The organism is Massilia sp. W12 (assembly GCF_037300705.1).
GTDB lineage: Bacteria > Pseudomonadota > Gammaproteobacteria > Burkholderiales > Burkholderiaceae_D > JACPVY01.
In genome coordinates this window covers 1,460,741-1,474,911 of record NZ_CP147776.1, presented here as the reverse complement: position 1 = coordinate 1,474,911, position 14,171 = coordinate 1,460,741, and the positions used below count along the sequence as shown (strand labels likewise).

The 14,171-nt window shown below is 54.0% G+C and carries 14 protein-coding genes; 9 read left to right on the top strand and 5 right to left on the bottom strand.

Annotated elements, in window-relative coordinates; all coding sequences use genetic code 11:
- Positions 1-10: 10 nt before the first annotated feature.
- On the bottom strand, positions 11-2,071 hold the full coding sequence (locus V8J88_RS05970; protein WP_338848415.1) for a pentapeptide repeat-containing protein: 2,061 nt from the start codon (positions 2,069-2,071) through the stop codon (positions 11-13).
- A 271-nt stretch (positions 2,072-2,342) separates the two neighbouring features.
- Here V8J88_RS05970 and ribBA point away from each other — a divergent pair, with 271 nt between their 5' ends.
- The 7 genes from ribBA to V8J88_RS05935 all read left to right on the top strand — a co-directional run bounded on the left by ribBA (position 2,343) and on the right by V8J88_RS05935 (position 7,625).
- Positions 2,343-3,458: a bifunctional 3,4-dihydroxy-2-butanone-4-phosphate synthase/GTP cyclohydrolase II gene (gene ribBA / locus V8J88_RS05965; RefSeq protein WP_338848414.1), complete on the top strand. Its 1,116-nt coding sequence runs from the start codon at positions 2,343-2,345 to the stop codon at positions 3,456-3,458.
- Positions 3,459-3,500: 42 nt separating this feature from the next.
- On the top strand, positions 3,501-3,989 hold the full coding sequence (gene ribH, locus V8J88_RS05960; protein ID WP_338848412.1) for a 6,7-dimethyl-8-ribityllumazine synthase: 489 nt from the start codon (positions 3,501-3,503) through the stop codon (positions 3,987-3,989).
- Positions 3,990-4,111: 122 nt separating this feature from the next.
- Positions 4,112-4,597 (top strand): transcription antitermination factor NusB, encoded by a 486-nt coding sequence (gene nusB / locus V8J88_RS05955; RefSeq protein WP_338848411.1) that lies wholly within the window; start codon positions 4,112-4,114, stop codon positions 4,595-4,597.
- 3 nt (positions 4,598-4,600) lie between these two features.
- Positions 4,601-5,779 carry a pyridoxal phosphate-dependent aminotransferase gene (locus V8J88_RS05950; protein ID WP_338848410.1) on the top strand — a complete coding sequence of 393 codons (1,179 nt, stop codon included), beginning with the start codon at positions 4,601-4,603 and terminating at the stop codon, positions 5,777-5,779.
- Positions 5,776-6,579: a helix-turn-helix domain-containing protein gene (locus V8J88_RS05945; RefSeq protein ID WP_338848409.1), complete on the top strand. Its 804-nt coding sequence runs from the start codon at positions 5,776-5,778 to the stop codon at positions 6,577-6,579. Before V8J88_RS05950 ends, V8J88_RS05945 begins: the two co-directional genes overlap by 4 nt.
- Before the next feature lie 31 nt (positions 6,580-6,610).
- Entirely contained in the window at positions 6,611-7,060 is a 450-nt protein-coding gene (locus tag V8J88_RS05940) for an Mpo1-like protein (RefSeq protein WP_338848407.1), read from the top strand.
- A 94-nt stretch (positions 7,061-7,154) separates the two neighbouring features.
- Positions 7,155-7,625, top strand: a complete 471-nt coding sequence (locus tag V8J88_RS05935) for a hypothetical protein (RefSeq protein ID WP_338848406.1) — start codon at positions 7,155-7,157, stop codon at positions 7,623-7,625.
- 491 nt (positions 7,626-8,116) lie between these two features.
- Here the strand turns inward: V8J88_RS05935 and V8J88_RS05930 are convergent, their stop codons facing one another.
- The gene (locus tag V8J88_RS05930) at positions 8,117-9,604 is read right to left on the bottom strand and encodes a hypothetical protein (RefSeq protein WP_338848404.1); all 1,488 of its coding nucleotides are present in this window, start codon (positions 9,602-9,604) and stop codon (positions 8,117-8,119) included.
- A gap of 111 nt (positions 9,605-9,715) precedes the next feature.
- Here V8J88_RS05930 and V8J88_RS05925 point away from each other — a divergent pair, with 111 nt between their 5' ends.
- A complete protein-coding gene (locus V8J88_RS05925; RefSeq protein ID WP_338848403.1) occupies positions 9,716-9,850 on the top strand; it encodes a hypothetical protein in 135 nt (44 codons plus the stop codon).
- Positions 9,851-9,952: 102 nt separating this feature from the next.
- Here the strand turns inward: V8J88_RS05925 and V8J88_RS05920 are convergent, their stop codons facing one another.
- From V8J88_RS05920 to lptF, 3 genes are read right to left on the bottom strand one after another with little or no spacing between them, the layout of a single operon-like run.
- Entirely contained in the window at positions 9,953-10,318 is a 366-nt protein-coding gene (locus tag V8J88_RS05920) for a CbiX/SirB N-terminal domain-containing protein (RefSeq protein WP_338848402.1), read from the bottom strand.
- Between the two features lie 8 nt (positions 10,319-10,326).
- Positions 10,327-11,484 (bottom strand): LPS export ABC transporter permease LptG, encoded by a 1,158-nt coding sequence (lptG, locus tag V8J88_RS05915; RefSeq protein WP_338848400.1) that lies wholly within the window; start codon positions 11,482-11,484, stop codon positions 10,327-10,329.
- Positions 11,481-12,596, bottom strand: a complete 1,116-nt coding sequence (gene lptF, locus V8J88_RS05910; RefSeq protein WP_338848399.1) for an LPS export ABC transporter permease LptF — start codon at positions 12,594-12,596, stop codon at positions 11,481-11,483. Before lptF ends, lptG begins: the two co-directional genes overlap by 4 nt.
- A 36-nt stretch (positions 12,597-12,632) precedes the next feature.
- Here lptF and V8J88_RS05905 point away from each other — a divergent pair, with 36 nt between their 5' ends.
- Entirely contained in the window at positions 12,633-14,129 is a 1,497-nt protein-coding gene (locus V8J88_RS05905) for a leucyl aminopeptidase (RefSeq protein ID WP_338848398.1), read from the top strand.
- Positions 14,130-14,171: the final 42 nt, after the last annotated feature.

Sequence of the window (14,171 nt, the reverse complement as noted above, 5' to 3'; positions counted from 1 at the left end):
TTCCCAAAAATCACCCTCTATCAATATATTTAATATATGCGCTACATTTATTATGTTTTTTAATCCATTCATCCAAATCCTGATCTGTGATGATATGAGGATGATGTAATAACATGCTTTTAAAAGTATACTCATTCTCACATACTTTTTCCATCCAATAGTACATGAAATTTCCTTTACTTTGTATTGGAAGCATCTGGGATGAAGCAGGAAGGCAGCCCTTAAGATTAGATCTTTTCCTACCAAATCTATCTGTTAAATTACCTTCATTATTTATAGGATTGCATATCGCATCAAAACTATAGTTTCCATAACTAGCATCAAATCCTTCACTCAGAGACAAGTTACTACCATCAAAGGCAGATCCTTCTACGTATGCACCACTAAATTTTGTTTTCTCAAGCCCTGAATTATTCAATTGCGCAAAATTCAACCTTGCCCCTTGCAAAGATGCCAAATCCAAGCTTGAATCCTGAAGCTGAACATAGTCCAGGATCGCTCCCTCAAAATGTGCTCCTGTTGCAATGGAGTATTGCATTTGAGCCTCATATAGATAAGCACCATATAACAAAGAATTCTCCAATGTTGCATGCTGCAACTGAGCTTTTTTTAAATTTGCCCCTTGAAAATCTGCTCTTATTAAACTTGCTCGTTGAAAATTTGAATTTTCCAGATTTGCCCTTTGAAATTTCGCCTCATTCAAAGTTGCCCCATACATGTTTATATTCGAAAGTTGCGAATTTTCAAGATTTATACCATTAAGCTTTGCAAAACATAATACAGACATCTCCAATGAGGAGCTTTGAAAATCCCCTCCAGAAAAGTCCGCAAATGCAAAACGTCGACCACTAAAATCTTTTCCTTGTTTAGCATAAACGAACTTAAAATCTCGCCCATCTAATTTTTTTTCATTACTTCCATGCTTCATTTGCAGAACCTCCTGCTTCGAAAACAATTGATATCCTGGTATAGAAATTCGAGGAACAATAGAAAATGAAAAATTTTGCTTATTATTAGACTCAACCTCCAATGCATACTCAACATATTTTTTTGCAAAAGAGTCCCCAGCTGAATTCAACCTTTTCTCATCTGTACAATACAAGATACTGCAATAAAGAGAAAAAAACCATAAACTTGGAGTTAGAGAAATTGTATTTAGAATAAATTTTGAAATATATTGTTGATTAACAAATGGAGGCCAAAATTTACGAATCCAAACAAAATCTAGAATCAATAGCAAAACATGCCATCCAGTATAAATGTAATCTTGAAGAGCTGAAAATTTAATCATAAAAATCAATAATGCAGAAAATGGTATCCAACAATATAACATCCAACAAAGCAGTGGCAATAAATGCACACTTGAGTTTTTATGCCCCATTTTTTTCTCATAAATCCATGCATAATCGTAAATAAAAGGGTAGCAATTTCGAGAAATTTCTTTTTTTTCTTGGTTTTTATTTTTTGCACTTTTTTCACTTATTGCATTTTTCCTTTTTTTCAAAATAAATTTTCCAAATCTCCATCCAATGCTATCTCTTAATTTTTCTCTTACTTTACCCCTCCAATCAGAATCCCTCTCTTTATTAAGAGCCAGCCACAGATTGACCCAATTTGCCAATTTACGACTGTGTTCGTTCAAATTATGCAAGAGATCAAAGTGAATTGCCGTAAGCAACAGTGGGGCAATTAGCGCAAAAGCTAATATTGGCAAATCCACACTTAATAGAGGCACCCGAATCGTTGCACTGCCATTTAGCAGCATTTCATCAGTCACACTTAAACAAAAAACAATAAGTAGTGGAAGCAATGCATAAAATGCGATTAATAAGTTTCGATTAGTTTCAGCGGACTTGTCGAGAATCGCCTTTGCAGAATCAACTTTTTTTTGCTCGTAAACGACATCAGAACCAACAACCTTTCCGGTATTTTTACCTACCCTACCTTTCCTAACCACTCGAATTTTTTTATATTTACATATTATTAAAGGTGAAAAATCTTCGCTTTTACGACTACAGCCGAATGTAATAATTCCAGCATTTCGCCCTCTTCTTTTATTTTCCATTTTCATGATCTTTATGACCTGAGTCACCATTCAGCAAGCCCTTAACACGTTGTAGATTGTGACTAACATCACCATTTCAGTTAATGATACAATTTTTTTTTACCAAAGAGCTTTTTTCTGTTTTTTAAAACCAACAAAGTGAAATTCACTAACTGAGAAAACTCTCCACTTGCCGACAAGCCGCCCCGCCCCGGGGCGGGGTCGAATCGGCTACAATACCGCCTGCAATCGCTCCCCGTCCGGCTTGCCGGGCGGCCTTCTTGAAAGAAAGACAATCATGCCCCTGTCCACTACTGAAGAAATCGTCGCCGAGCTGCGCGCTGGCCGTATGGTGATCCTGGTTGATGATGAAGATCGTGAAAATGAAGGTGATTTTGTGATGGCGGCGGAGTTCGTCACGCCGGAAGCGATTAACTTCATGACCAAATACGGGCGCGGGCTGGTGTGTCTGACCTTGAGTGAAGAGCGCTGCGACTTTTTGCAATTGCCGATGATGACCAAGAAAAACGGCACCTCTTTCGGCACCAATTTCACCGTCTCGATTGAAGCCGCCGAAGGCGTGACCACCGGCATTTCCGCCGCAGACCGCGCGCACACTGTGCGCGTGGCGGTGGGTAAAAACAGCAGCCCGGCGGACTTGGTGCAGCCCGGCCACATCTTCCCACTGCGGGCGGTGAATGGCGGCGTGCTGATGCGCGCCGGCCACACTGAAGCCGGCTGCGATCTGGCGCAGATGGCCGGCTTAAGCCCGGCCTCGGTGATTTGTGAAATCATGAATGACGATGGCAGCATGGCGCGGCTGCCGGAATTGCTGCAAATCGCCGCACAACACAATCTGAAAATCGGCGCGATTGCCGATTTGATCCGCTACCGCAGTGAAACCGAAAGCATGATCGAATGCGTGGGCGAGCGCGAAGTGCACACCGCGCACGGCCCTTTCCGCATGCTGGCGTTCCGCGACAAACCTTCCGGCGGCGCCCATCTGGCCCTGGTCAAAGGCGAACTCAAGCCCGAGCTGGAAACCCTGGTGCGCGTGCACCAGCCGCTGACCGTGCTGGATTTACTCGAAACCGGCGCCACCACCCATTCCTGGACCATGGACGCCTCCCTCAAAACCTTGCAACAAGCCGAGCGCGGCGTGGCCGTGCTGCTGAATTGCGACGGCAGCGCGGAACAAATCTTTTCCGGCTTTGCAGCCTTGAACGCGGAAGCGCCGAAAGCGCGCGCACGCGACGCCAGCCGCGATTTGCGCACCTATGGCATCGGCGCGCAAATTTTGAAAGAGCTGGGCGTGGGGCGCATGGTGCTGCTGGCCAATCCGCGTAAAATGCCTTCGATGACCGGCTATGGACTGGAAGTGGCGGGTTATCAAGCTGCGCCGCATGACGAATAATGCTTCGCCCCGATCAACTGTATTCCACAACAAAGGCAAACTATGAGCGTTGAAAACTACGAAGCCAATCTGAGTGGCGAAGACTTGCGTATCGGCATCGTGCAGGCGCGCTTTAACCAGGATGTGTGCCACGGCCTGCTGTCGGCCTGTCTGGCGGAATTAAAACATCTGGGCGTGGCCGATGAGGATATTTTGCACGTCACCGTGCCGGGCGCGCTGGAAATCCCGCTGGCGTTGAAAAAAATGGCGGAAACCCTGCAATTTGACGCCCTGATTGCATTGGGTGCGGTGATTCGCGGCGAAACCTACCATTTTGAACTGGTTTCCAATGAATCCGGGGCCGGCATCAGCCGCATCGGCCTGGACTACGGCATTCCGATCGCCAACGCCGTGCTGACCACTGAAAACGATGAGCAGGCCGAAGCGCGCATGGCGGAAAAAGGCACCGACGCCGCCCGCGTGGCAGTCGAGATGGCGAATCTGTGCATGGCGCTGGAAACGCTGGTGGACGAGATCGAACAGGAAGAATAAGGTAAAAATGCGCGGCGGCTGGCTGGCCGCTGTTTCAGGGAAGCGCCGATGCAAAATGGCAAAGGCGCTTTTTCCTATTGGCGCCGCTGATGGCGCCGGAATTGTTTTAGATGGATGGAAATATGACTGATAAAAGCATACATGCGAACCCGAACAAACACCGCACCCCGCGCCACCGCGCGCGTGAATTTGCGCTGCAAGGGATTTATCAATGGCTGCTCAACGCCAGCGACGCGCGCGCGGTAGTGGCGAATATCCGCAATGCGCACGGCTTTGAGAAAGCCGATGGCGAGCACTTCACCGCGCTGGTGATGGGCACGATCAAACAGGTCGAAAGCTTGCGCGAAGTGATTGCGCCCTGCCTGGATCGCCCTTTGCAAGATATCTCGCCGGTTGAGCATGCCGTGCTCTTGATTGCGGTGTATGAATTGCGCGAGCACCCGGAAGTGCCGTATCGCGTGGTGATCAATGAAGCGGTGGAGCTGACCAAATCGTTTGGCGGCTCGGATGGCCATAAATATGTCAATGGCGTGCTGGACAAACTGGCCCCGCGTCTGCGCGCGGTGGAAGTCGCTGGCCCGCAAGCCGCTGACAGCGAAGAGGAATAAATCATGCCGGCTTCGCGTCTTGCGCATATCGCGCCGTTTCATGTGATGGAAATCTTGAAGCGCGCGCAGGCGATGCAAGCCGCTGGCCGCGATATGATTTCGATGAGCATAGGCGAGCCGGATTTCGGCGCGCCGCCGCCAGTGGTGGCCGCCGCCGCCGAAGCCATGGCGCAAGGGCGGCTGCAATACACCAATGCGCTCGGCTTGCCGGCTTTGCGTCAAGCGCTCTCGCAACACTATGCCGACAACTTTGGTCTGGATGTGCCGGCGCAGCGGATTGTGCTGACCGCCGGCGCTTCCGGCGCCCTGCTGCTGGCCTGCGCCGCGCTGGTCGAGCCGGGTGCGCAAGTCATCATGCCCGACCCTTGCTACCCCTGTAACCGGCATTTCGTGGCCGCCTTCAATGGCCGCGCCCAGCTGCTGCCCTGCGGCCCGGAACAGGGATTTCAACCGCGCGCGGCGCAAATCGAACAAGCTTGGGCAGACGACAGCGCCGGCGTCTTGCTGGCCACCCCATCCAACCCGACCGGCACGTCGATTGCACAAGACGAACTGGCGCAGATTCTGGCGCTGTGCCAGGCGCGCGGCGGCTTTGCCATCATCGATGAAATTTATCAGGGCTTGCGCTACACCGGCGCGCCGCACAGCGCGCTGGCGCTGTCGGATCAGGTGACGGTGATCAACAGCTTTTCCAAGTATTTTCATATGACCGGCTGGCGTCTGGGCTGGATGGTTGTGCCGGAAGATTTATTAGAAGCGGTTGAACGGCTGGCGCAAAACCTGTTTATCTGCCCGTCCGCCATCGCGCAATATGCCGCGCTGGCCTGTTTTACGCCCGAAGCGCAAGCGATTTACCGCGCGCGCAAAGAAGAATTCGCGCAGCGCCGCAGCTATATTCTGGGGGCCATGCGTGAGTTGGGTTTTGTGATTCCGCAAGAACCGGACGGCGCTTTTTATGTGTACGCTGATTGCCGCCGTTTTCTGGGTGCGCGCTGGCCGGATGCGGATGCGCTGTGCAATGCGCTGCTGGAAGAGACTGGCGTGGTGCTCACGCCCGGCAAGGATTTCGGCCCGGCCACCGCCAGCGATTATCTGCGCCTGTCCTACGCCACCGCGCTGCCGCGCATGCGCGAAGCGGTGCAACGCATGCAGCGCTTTTTCCAGCAACACGGCATGCTATGAAGCGCGCCGCGCCGGCCCGCCTTTTGCTGTGGCCCGGCATGGCGCTGGTGATCGGCAGCAGTGTCGATTCGCGCATGCATGCGCATTTCGCCCTGCAACTCAGTCTGGCTGCGCAGCCCTTCGCGCTGCAATGCGGCGATGGCCCCAGCCTGCCCTGCTCTGCCGCCTGCATTGCACCCAATCAGGCGCATCAACTCTGGAATCAGGGACAAAGTCTGTTGCATGTGTTTGCGGTGCTGCCGCCGGGCATGCGTTTGCAGTCCGGCCAGCACGGCGCGCAACCGGCTTATGCGCAGGCGCCGGGGTTTGCCGCGCTGCGCCTGGCTTTGCTGGATTTATTGACGCCACATGCTGATCTGAGTCAGGCCGGCGCACTCGCACGCGCCTGGCTGGATCTGGTTTTGCAGCCGGCCCCCGCCCCCGGCATGCGCGCCCGTCTGCATGCGCAAAGACTGGAGGCGGTGCGCACCCTGATTGCAGCCGATTTGCAAAGCAGACAAGCGGCGCAAGGCCTGGGCGCCCGTCTGGCCGGGGCGATTCATATGTCAGAGAGCCGCTTTCATCACTGGTTCAGCGCGCAAATGGGCTTGCCGCTATCGCGCTATGTTTTATGGCAAAGGCTGGAAGCGGCGGCGCAAGCCATCGCCGGCGGCGCCAGCATCACCGCAGCGGCGCACCATGCCGGCTTCGCCGATGCGGCGCATATGAGCCGCAGTTTTCACGCCACCATCGGGATTGCCCCTTCGCATCTGCAAAAGATGACAATTACGTTCAAGCCAGAGGCCCCGCCAGCAGCCTAAAATGTCTGCACCATCATCACAGGAGGGGCAGATGAATACTCAAGTTGGCAGCCTGCGCGCAATCGACGCTTTGCTGGAAAAATACCGTGAAAGCCACCGCAATCACATCAACGAATGGATACATATTGTGTGCGTGCCGGTGATTGTGTTTACCGCGCTGGGCTTGTTTTGGAGCTTGCACCCCGGTGTGGCGCTGGCGGTGGCCATCGCTGCCCTGCTCTACTATTGCAGCCTGTCGCTGCCGTTTGCCGCCGGCATGTTGTTGATGTCGGGCGCGATGCTGGCGATTTTGTGGCAGATTCCATCGGCCTATGTGCTGAAAACCTGCGGCGTGGTGTTTGTGCTGGCCTGGATCGGGCAATTCATCGGCCATAAAATCGAAGGCAAGAAACCGTCATTCCTGGATGATTTGCGCTTCTTGCTGATCGGGCCTTTATTCGTGTTAAGCTTCCTGTATCGCCGTTTGGGCCTGTCCTGGTAAAAATCTGCTACTTTATGTGGCGACTCCGGGGCTGGCGCGGCTGCTTCATGTGTGCTGCTAAAGTAGGCAGCGTTTTCAATCCCGGAGTTTTCCCATGTCTCATACTTTCTTCACCCGCGTGCTGCCGCTCGCCCTGGCCGCTGCGTTTGGCTTCACCGGCTGCGCGATCCAAAACAATTCCGCCAATGTGTATAAAGCGCGTGAAACCCAGATCGAAATGACAGTGCGTTTCGCCACCGTTGAAGCGCTGCGCGAAGTGCAGATCGAACAAGGCCGCACCGGCGTCGGCGCCAGCACCGGCGCAATCTTAGGCGGCATCGCCGCAGGCTCAAATATCGGCGGCGGCAACGGCGCCACCGCTGCCGGCGTGGCCGGCGCAGTATTGGGCGGCATCATTGGCCAGCAAGTGGAAAACAGCGGCCAATTGAAAAAAGGCTATGAAATCACGGTGCGCCTGGAAAACGGCGAATTGCGCGCCGTGATTCAAGATGCGGATGAAACCTTCAAAGTGGGGGATAAAGTGCGTTTGGTCAGCCATGGGCAGAAGACGCGGGTGACGCGCTAAGGCTGGCGCGCCAAGCGCTTGAACGTAGATTTTCTGGGGGCAATCCGTCGGCGGCTTGCCCCCGAAGTGTTTTTTTCATGCTGAATTGTGACTGTTCAGCCATCATAAGGATGGACGAAGCAGATTCCGTTCGCCCTGAGCCTGTCGAAGGGCATGGTTGATCATGGAAAACCGTGGTTCGACAGGCTCACCACGAACGGCAAAACCAAAACCATGGTTCGACAAGCTCCGCACAATGAAGCTGCAACCCGCTTGGCATATAAACCGACTTGTTAGTGAATAGGTGGCTATTCAACCCTCAACGTATCTATTCTCGCCAACTTGTTTCAAGGTATTTGAAGGACTGAGACACATATTGCTTGCCCCTCGCGTTCGTTGATCCACCGCTGTCGGACGCTGGGTTATCGCTGCTTTCAATCCAGCCTATGTTTTTTGGCCTGATTTCGGCTGAATGGTCACCGCAATAGCGCACACTGTAATCTGATCCAGATTTACAAAACTTCAAACACGCCTTTCGGCAACCAGCCATGGAAAAATGCCGGGAAGCGTTCATTTGCCAGCACCAATAGCCAGGCTTGGCCGAAAAATAAAATGCAGGCGACCAATGGCAAACGTAGTGCATCGATCTGACGCATCATGCGTAAGTCTCTTGGATTTTGCATATCAATTTTGGAATCATTGATCGCATTGATATTAAATACGCGTATTGCTTGCAACAACAAAATCAAGCATGCCAGATTCAAAAACAAAAACCGCAGGCTGAATGCTGGCAGAACCGGTAACTGCCCAATCAAGACTTGCAGGATTTTGGGTAATTCATCGTTTAATTGCTGCAAAGCGGGGATCAAGGGCAGCCAGGCCCAGGCCAACGCGGCGCATGCCGCTAGTAATAAAAATTTTTGCCAGGCGCTGAGCAGTTTGAGGCGGTCTTGGATTTCTTCTTCTTGCAAACCATAGAGCGGCGGTTGCAAGGCCAGGGCAAGAGGCCACCAAAACCATGCTGTGGATTTTAAGCTCAAGCGGTAGGCGATTGCGGGGAGATAAAGGATGGGGAGAACGGCTACTAACAATATCTTCAAAGAAGAATCCTTTTCATCACGAATCCTATCCAAAAAAACTGGAAAAGAATACTTCTCACGCACGAGTGCGATTTTCGGCATCAATTCAGGCGGATGCCAGAAATCGATTTTCAACAATATGGCGCGCCAATTTTCGGGCAAGGAACTTACTCCATGCAATGGATGGCGCAAGCAGGAGAAAAAGCGAATAGCTGTAATTCGGAGCAAGAAACCAATAAAAAATAGCAGTGTTAATGAAAAATAAAATAATAGCAATAGCATCTTGCGTATAGCATTATTCTCAGAAAAAGTGCCCGCAAGCACACCCGCAACCGCACCAACAACCGCACCTGCAACAGCACCAGCAACAGCACCAGCACCAGCAACCACACCAGCACCAGCAACCACACCAGCAACCACACCAGCACTAGCAACCGCAGCAGCAACCGCAACCGCACCCGCAACCGCAACCACAAACGTACCCACAACCGCAAACGCAAGCCATCCAATCAGCCCACTTTTCCAGAATAATTCCCAATCGCTAGCGCCAATCAGCCAATATTTTGCGATGAAAAAACTGAGCAGCGCACTCGCAACACAAGCCAGGGCAAAGATAAAAACTATTTCTTTTCTTGTGACATCCTCATCTTCACGATTAAGGTAAGCATCAGCCCAACGCAGCCCCAATTCAAGCGACTGCGGCGAGCGCATCAATAACATGGGCGCGGCAAACAAGCCGATGAACATCAGCCAAGGCCAGCCGGTGCGCCAGGCGATAAACCAATACAGCGCCACCGCCAGCACCATTTCAACCAGGGCCAGCACAGAAAACTGTCCAGCCTCGATTGACGCATCGCTGGAACGCAGCACCCATTGCTTGCGCGGAGTTGCGACAACGGTTTCATCGCTTGCTTGCATCATTGCCTACAAATAGTCACGAATGCACACAGTCTGACATTGGATAGGCTGGCGTTGCAAGCATGGGAATGATTTTATCTGGCGCTTTGGGGATCAAAACAACAGAAGACGCAAATGTCCACCGCCCGCAAAACCGCCGTTGGCGCAGCAAAGCTTGCTGCCCGCCATACGAAGTTTGCACAAGAAATCCGTTCGCAAGTCCGGTGCCGCACGCTTACGCTGACAATTGCTGCTGCGCAACTGCGCTGAGTTTTTGTGGGAGCGAACTTCAGTCGCGAAAACCGGCGGCTGCGATGCTTGCGGGCGTATTCGCGGCTAAAGCCGTTCCCACAATCTGTGCCACCAGCCGCCTCACACCCTTGCGCAATACCCCGCAATCGCGCGCAACACATCGTCGTCTTCGCCTATCGCCGCGCGGGTCGCGATCTCGACGCCGAATTCCTGTTCCAGCTCGCGCAACATGGGCGGCAAGTCGCGCAGTAAATGTCCGCCTTGCGCCAAAAACACCGGGGTTAAACAGATCCGCTGGCAGCCGGCTTGCGCCAGCTCTTGCACTGCGCCGCGCAAATCGGGTTGCATGAATTCCAGAAACGCCAGGCGCAAGGGTAAGTCAGGGCGCTGTGCGCCCACCAGTCCAGCCAGTTTGTCGAAGGGAATGCGCCAGCGCGCATCGCGCGCGCCGTGGGCGAATAAAATCAGGGCGTCAGGCTTTTCCATAGAAACTTTCAATGTCGCTGCACCCAGCGCAGGGCGGCGGCGGCCAGCATGAGAAAGACGGCGGAAGGGGCCAGCGCAGTCAATACCGCCGGCCAGGCGTGCAGCAGGCCCAGCGTGGAAAACAGGCTGTTCAACAGCTGGAAGCTGATGCCCATCATGATGCCGATGAAAATTTTAAAACTCACGCCGCCGCTGCGCACCTGCAGATAAGCAAACGGCAGGGCTAAGGCCATCATCACAAACACCGCCAGCGGATAGGTCAGCTTTTTCCAAAATGCGATCGAATAACGCTGATTGTCCTGGCGGTTTTCTTCCAGGTGGTTGGAGTACAGCGCCAAATCCCAGGCCGACATGCGATCCGGGTCGGTGGCGCGCAGGACGGTCAAGAGTTGCGGCGTGAGTTCAGTGTGCAAATCGCGCTGCGCTTCCTGTTTCACCGAAACCAGCTGCATTTGCTGCGCTTGCGGCTGCATTTGCGCCCATTGCCCGCTGCGGGCGGCGGCCTCAAATCGGGTTTCTGTCACGTTTTGCAGGCGCCAGGTGTGCTGTCCCTGATAGCGGGCGCTGTCGGCGCTGATTTGCGCCATCAGGCGGAATTCATGGTCAAATTCATACAGTTTGAGGCCCAGCAGCTGGCCATCCGGGCGGCTTTCGCGCACATTTAAAAATCGCGTGCCCTGCGCCTTGCCGTCTTTGTCTTTGATGATGTCCTTGGTCCAAATGCCGCTTCTGAATTCGAGTTTGCTGCTGGCGTCAAGCAGGCTCTGGCGCATGCGCTGGCCCCACAGCGTGCTGGCGGGGGCGATGAATTCGCCAAAGGCAAATGTGATCAAGGCAAACAGCACGCCAATGCGCATCAACATGCGCGCGGCCTGCCAGGTGGACATGGCGGAGGCGCGCATGATGGTGAATTCCGAGCGCGCCGCCAATTGCGCCAGCGCATACACCGTGCCGATCAAGGCGGCAATCGGCATTGCGTCATAGACATAGGCCGGCAAACCGGACAGCACATACAGAAAGGCGTGCTGAAAACGGTAAGCGCCCTTGCCGATGGATTGCGATTCACCGCTTAAATCAATAAATGCGAACAGGGCTAAAAATGCGATCAGCACAAAGGCGACGGATTGCATCACCTCGCGTCCGACATAGCGTTGCAAGACTTTCATGCGCGCCTCCGCAACAGGCAACGCGTGCGCGCCCAGACTGAGAGCGGATGCCAGACGCTGTTGACATTCAAACGCCAGGCGAACATGAGCAAAATCAAGAAGACAAAGCCAAGATGCACCGGCCACCAGGCCAGCGCAAACGCGGCGCGCCCCTGGATCACATTCGCCTGCGCCACGCTGACCAGATTGCTGTAGGTGATATACAAGAGCAGCGCAATAATCAGATTCGCCGAGCGGCCGGCGCGCGGGTTGACAAAGCCTAAGGGGATCGCGATCAACATCAAGAGCAAGACCATCAGCGGCAGTGAGATGCGCCACAATAATTCACCCATGGCGTGCACGCCGGGCAGGCGCAGCAAATCCAGGGTGTTGGTGGCTTTCGAGGATTTTTCATAGTCGATTTGCGCGCCCTGGCTGGCGATGCGCACTTTATAGCGTTCAAATTCCATCAATTGCATGCCGCCGCTGGCCAGTCCCTCATAACGCCGGCCTTTTTCCATGACCAGGAATTTATCGCCTTGCGGGCTGGTTTCGATCAGTCCCTCGCGCGCCACAATCACGCCGCCTTCTTTGCCGGTATTGGCGACAAACACGTTCTGCACCCGCGTCACATCGCCGGATAAGCCTTCAACAAAAAAGATGCGCTCGGCGGCTGAGGATTCTTGAAATTTGCCCGGCGCCACGCGCGCAATGTCTTCCCGTTTTTCAAAACGTTCGCGAAACACTTCGCTTTGCCGGTTGGCCCAGGGTGTCACCCACAGACTGAGCACGGCGGTCAGCAGGGCCAGCGGCAGGGCCAGGCGCAAAACCGGGCCGACCCAGCGCAATAAACTCAAACCGGAGGCGAACCAAACCACCATTTCCGAGTCTTGATAGCTGCGCGTGACGACCATCAGCACGGAAATAAAGCCGGTCAGGATAAATAAGATGGGTAAATGATTGAGCGCGGCAAAGCCGATCAGCGCAATCACATCGGTGGTGGCGACTTTACCGCCCGCCGCCTGTCCCAGGATCTTGATCAGCATGAAGGTAATGATGATGGTGAAGATCGCCGTGAAAACTGCTGACGCGGTGCTGATTAATTCGCGTTGCAATGCGCGCTGAAAGATCATTGACTTTATAATGGCGAAGATAGACAGGAGAACCCTATGGACTTTAGCATAAAAACTCTGGACCCCAAAGCAGCATCCGCCAAGACCGCCTGCATCATCTGCGGCGTGTTTGAAAACCGCAAACTTCCCGCCTTCACCGCCGCGCTTGACGCCGGCGGACATATCGCCGCCGCCTTGAAAGCCGGCGATATCAGTGGCAAAGCCGGCAGCACCCTGCTGCTGCGCAAATTGGATGGTGTGGCGGCAGAGCGTGTGTTGCTGGTCGGTCTGGGGGCTGATGAGGAAGTGGCCGAACGCGACTTCCTCAATGCCAACGAAAGCGCTTACAAAGCGCTGGCCAACCTGGGCGCGGCTGATGCAATCAACGCCTTGACCCTGGTGGATGTGAAAAAACGCGATCTGGGCTGGCGCATCGAGTCCGCCACCCTGGCGGCTTTTAATGCCGAATATAAGCCGGACTTCCTCAAGAGCAAACGGGAAGACGCTTATCCCCTCAAAAAACTGGCGCTGGGCGTGGCTTCCGCCAAGGAAGCCACGCTGGCCAAGCAGCATCTGGCAGCCGCCATCGCGACCGGCAACGGCGTCAATCTGGCGCGCGAGCTGGCCGATCTGCCGGGCAATGTGGTGACCCCGACTTATCTGGGCAATACCGCCAAAAAGCTGGCCAAAGATTTCAAATTTGATGTCGAAGTGCTGGAGCGCAAACAGATTGAAGCGCTGAAAATGGGCAGCTTCCTGTCTGTGGCGAATGGCAGCGACGAGCCGCCGCGCTTTATCGTCATGAAGTACAACGGCGGCAAGGCCAAGGAAGCGCCGGTGGTGCTGGTGGGCAAGGGCATCACTTTTGACACCGGCGGCATTTCGATCAAGCCGGCGGCGAATATGGATGAAATGAAGTACGACATGGGCGGCGCCGCTTCGGTGTTTGGAACCATGCGCACTATCGTTGAAATGGGCTTGAAGCTGAATGTGGTGGGGATTGTCGCCGCCTGTGAAAACATGCCTTCGGGCCGCGCCACCAAGCCGGGCGATATTTTCACTTCGATGTCGGGACAAACCGTGGAAGTCTTGAACACTGACGCGGAAGGCCGTTTGATTCTGTGCGATGCGCTGACGTATGCCGAGCGCTTCAACCCGGCGGCGGTGATCGATATCGCCACCCTGACCGGCGCCTGCGTGGTGGCCTTGGGTCACCACACCAGCGGCCTGTTTACCCGTCACGATGAGGCGCATGATGCGCTGGCCGATGAGATTTTAGCGGCTGGCCGTCAAAGCGGCGACGTGGCTTGGCGTATGCCGGTGTTTGACATCTATCAGGACCAGCTGAAATCGAATTTCGCCGACATCCCGAATATGGGCACGCCGGGCGCAGGTTCGATTATTGCGGCCTGCTTCCTGGAACGTTTCACGCGCAAATACACCTGGGCCCATCTGGATATCGCCGGCACTGCCTGGCGTTCTTCGCCCAAGGGCGCAACCGGGCGTCCGGTTGGCCTGTTGACGCAATTCCTGCGTCAACGCACCGCCAAGTAATTCGTCTGTCCCAAGCCGTGGGCTTCACCGCCCACGGCTTTT

Coding starts and splice junctions, on each gene's coding strand:
- V8J88_RS05970 (WP_338848415.1), bottom strand. CDS start 2,071: ATGAAAATGGAAAATAAAAGAAGAGGGCGAAATGCTGGAATTATTACA.
- nusB (WP_338848411.1), top strand. CDS start 4,112: ATGACTGATAAAAGCATACATGCGAACCCGAACAAACACCGCACCCCG.
- ribBA (WP_338848414.1), top strand. CDS start 2,343: ATGCCCCTGTCCACTACTGAAGAAATCGTCGCCGAGCTGCGCGCTGGC.
- V8J88_RS05920 (WP_338848402.1), bottom strand. CDS start 10,318: ATGGAAAAGCCTGACGCCCTGATTTTATTCGCCCACGGCGCGCGCGAT.
- V8J88_RS05925 (WP_338848403.1), top strand. CDS start 9,716: ATGTCCACCGCCCGCAAAACCGCCGTTGGCGCAGCAAAGCTTGCTGCC.
- V8J88_RS05950 (WP_338848410.1), top strand. CDS start 4,601: ATGCCGGCTTCGCGTCTTGCGCATATCGCGCCGTTTCATGTGATGGAA.
- V8J88_RS05935 (WP_338848406.1), top strand. CDS start 7,155: ATGTCTCATACTTTCTTCACCCGCGTGCTGCCGCTCGCCCTGGCCGCT.
- ribH (WP_338848412.1), top strand. CDS start 3,501: ATGAGCGTTGAAAACTACGAAGCCAATCTGAGTGGCGAAGACTTGCGT.
- V8J88_RS05940 (WP_338848407.1), top strand. CDS start 6,611: ATGAATACTCAAGTTGGCAGCCTGCGCGCAATCGACGCTTTGCTGGAA.
- lptG (WP_338848400.1), bottom strand. CDS start 11,484: ATGAAAGTCTTGCAACGCTATGTCGGACGCGAGGTGATGCAATCCGTC.
- V8J88_RS05905 (WP_338848398.1), top strand. CDS start 12,633: ATGGACTTTAGCATAAAAACTCTGGACCCCAAAGCAGCATCCGCCAAG.
- lptF (WP_338848399.1), bottom strand. CDS start 12,596: ATGATCTTTCAGCGCGCATTGCAACGCGAATTAATCAGCACCGCGTCA.
- V8J88_RS05945 (WP_338848409.1), top strand. CDS start 5,776: ATGAAGCGCGCCGCGCCGGCCCGCCTTTTGCTGTGGCCCGGCATGGCG.
- V8J88_RS05930 (WP_338848404.1), bottom strand. CDS start 9,604: ATGATGCAAGCAAGCGATGAAACCGTTGTCGCAACTCCGCGCAAGCAA.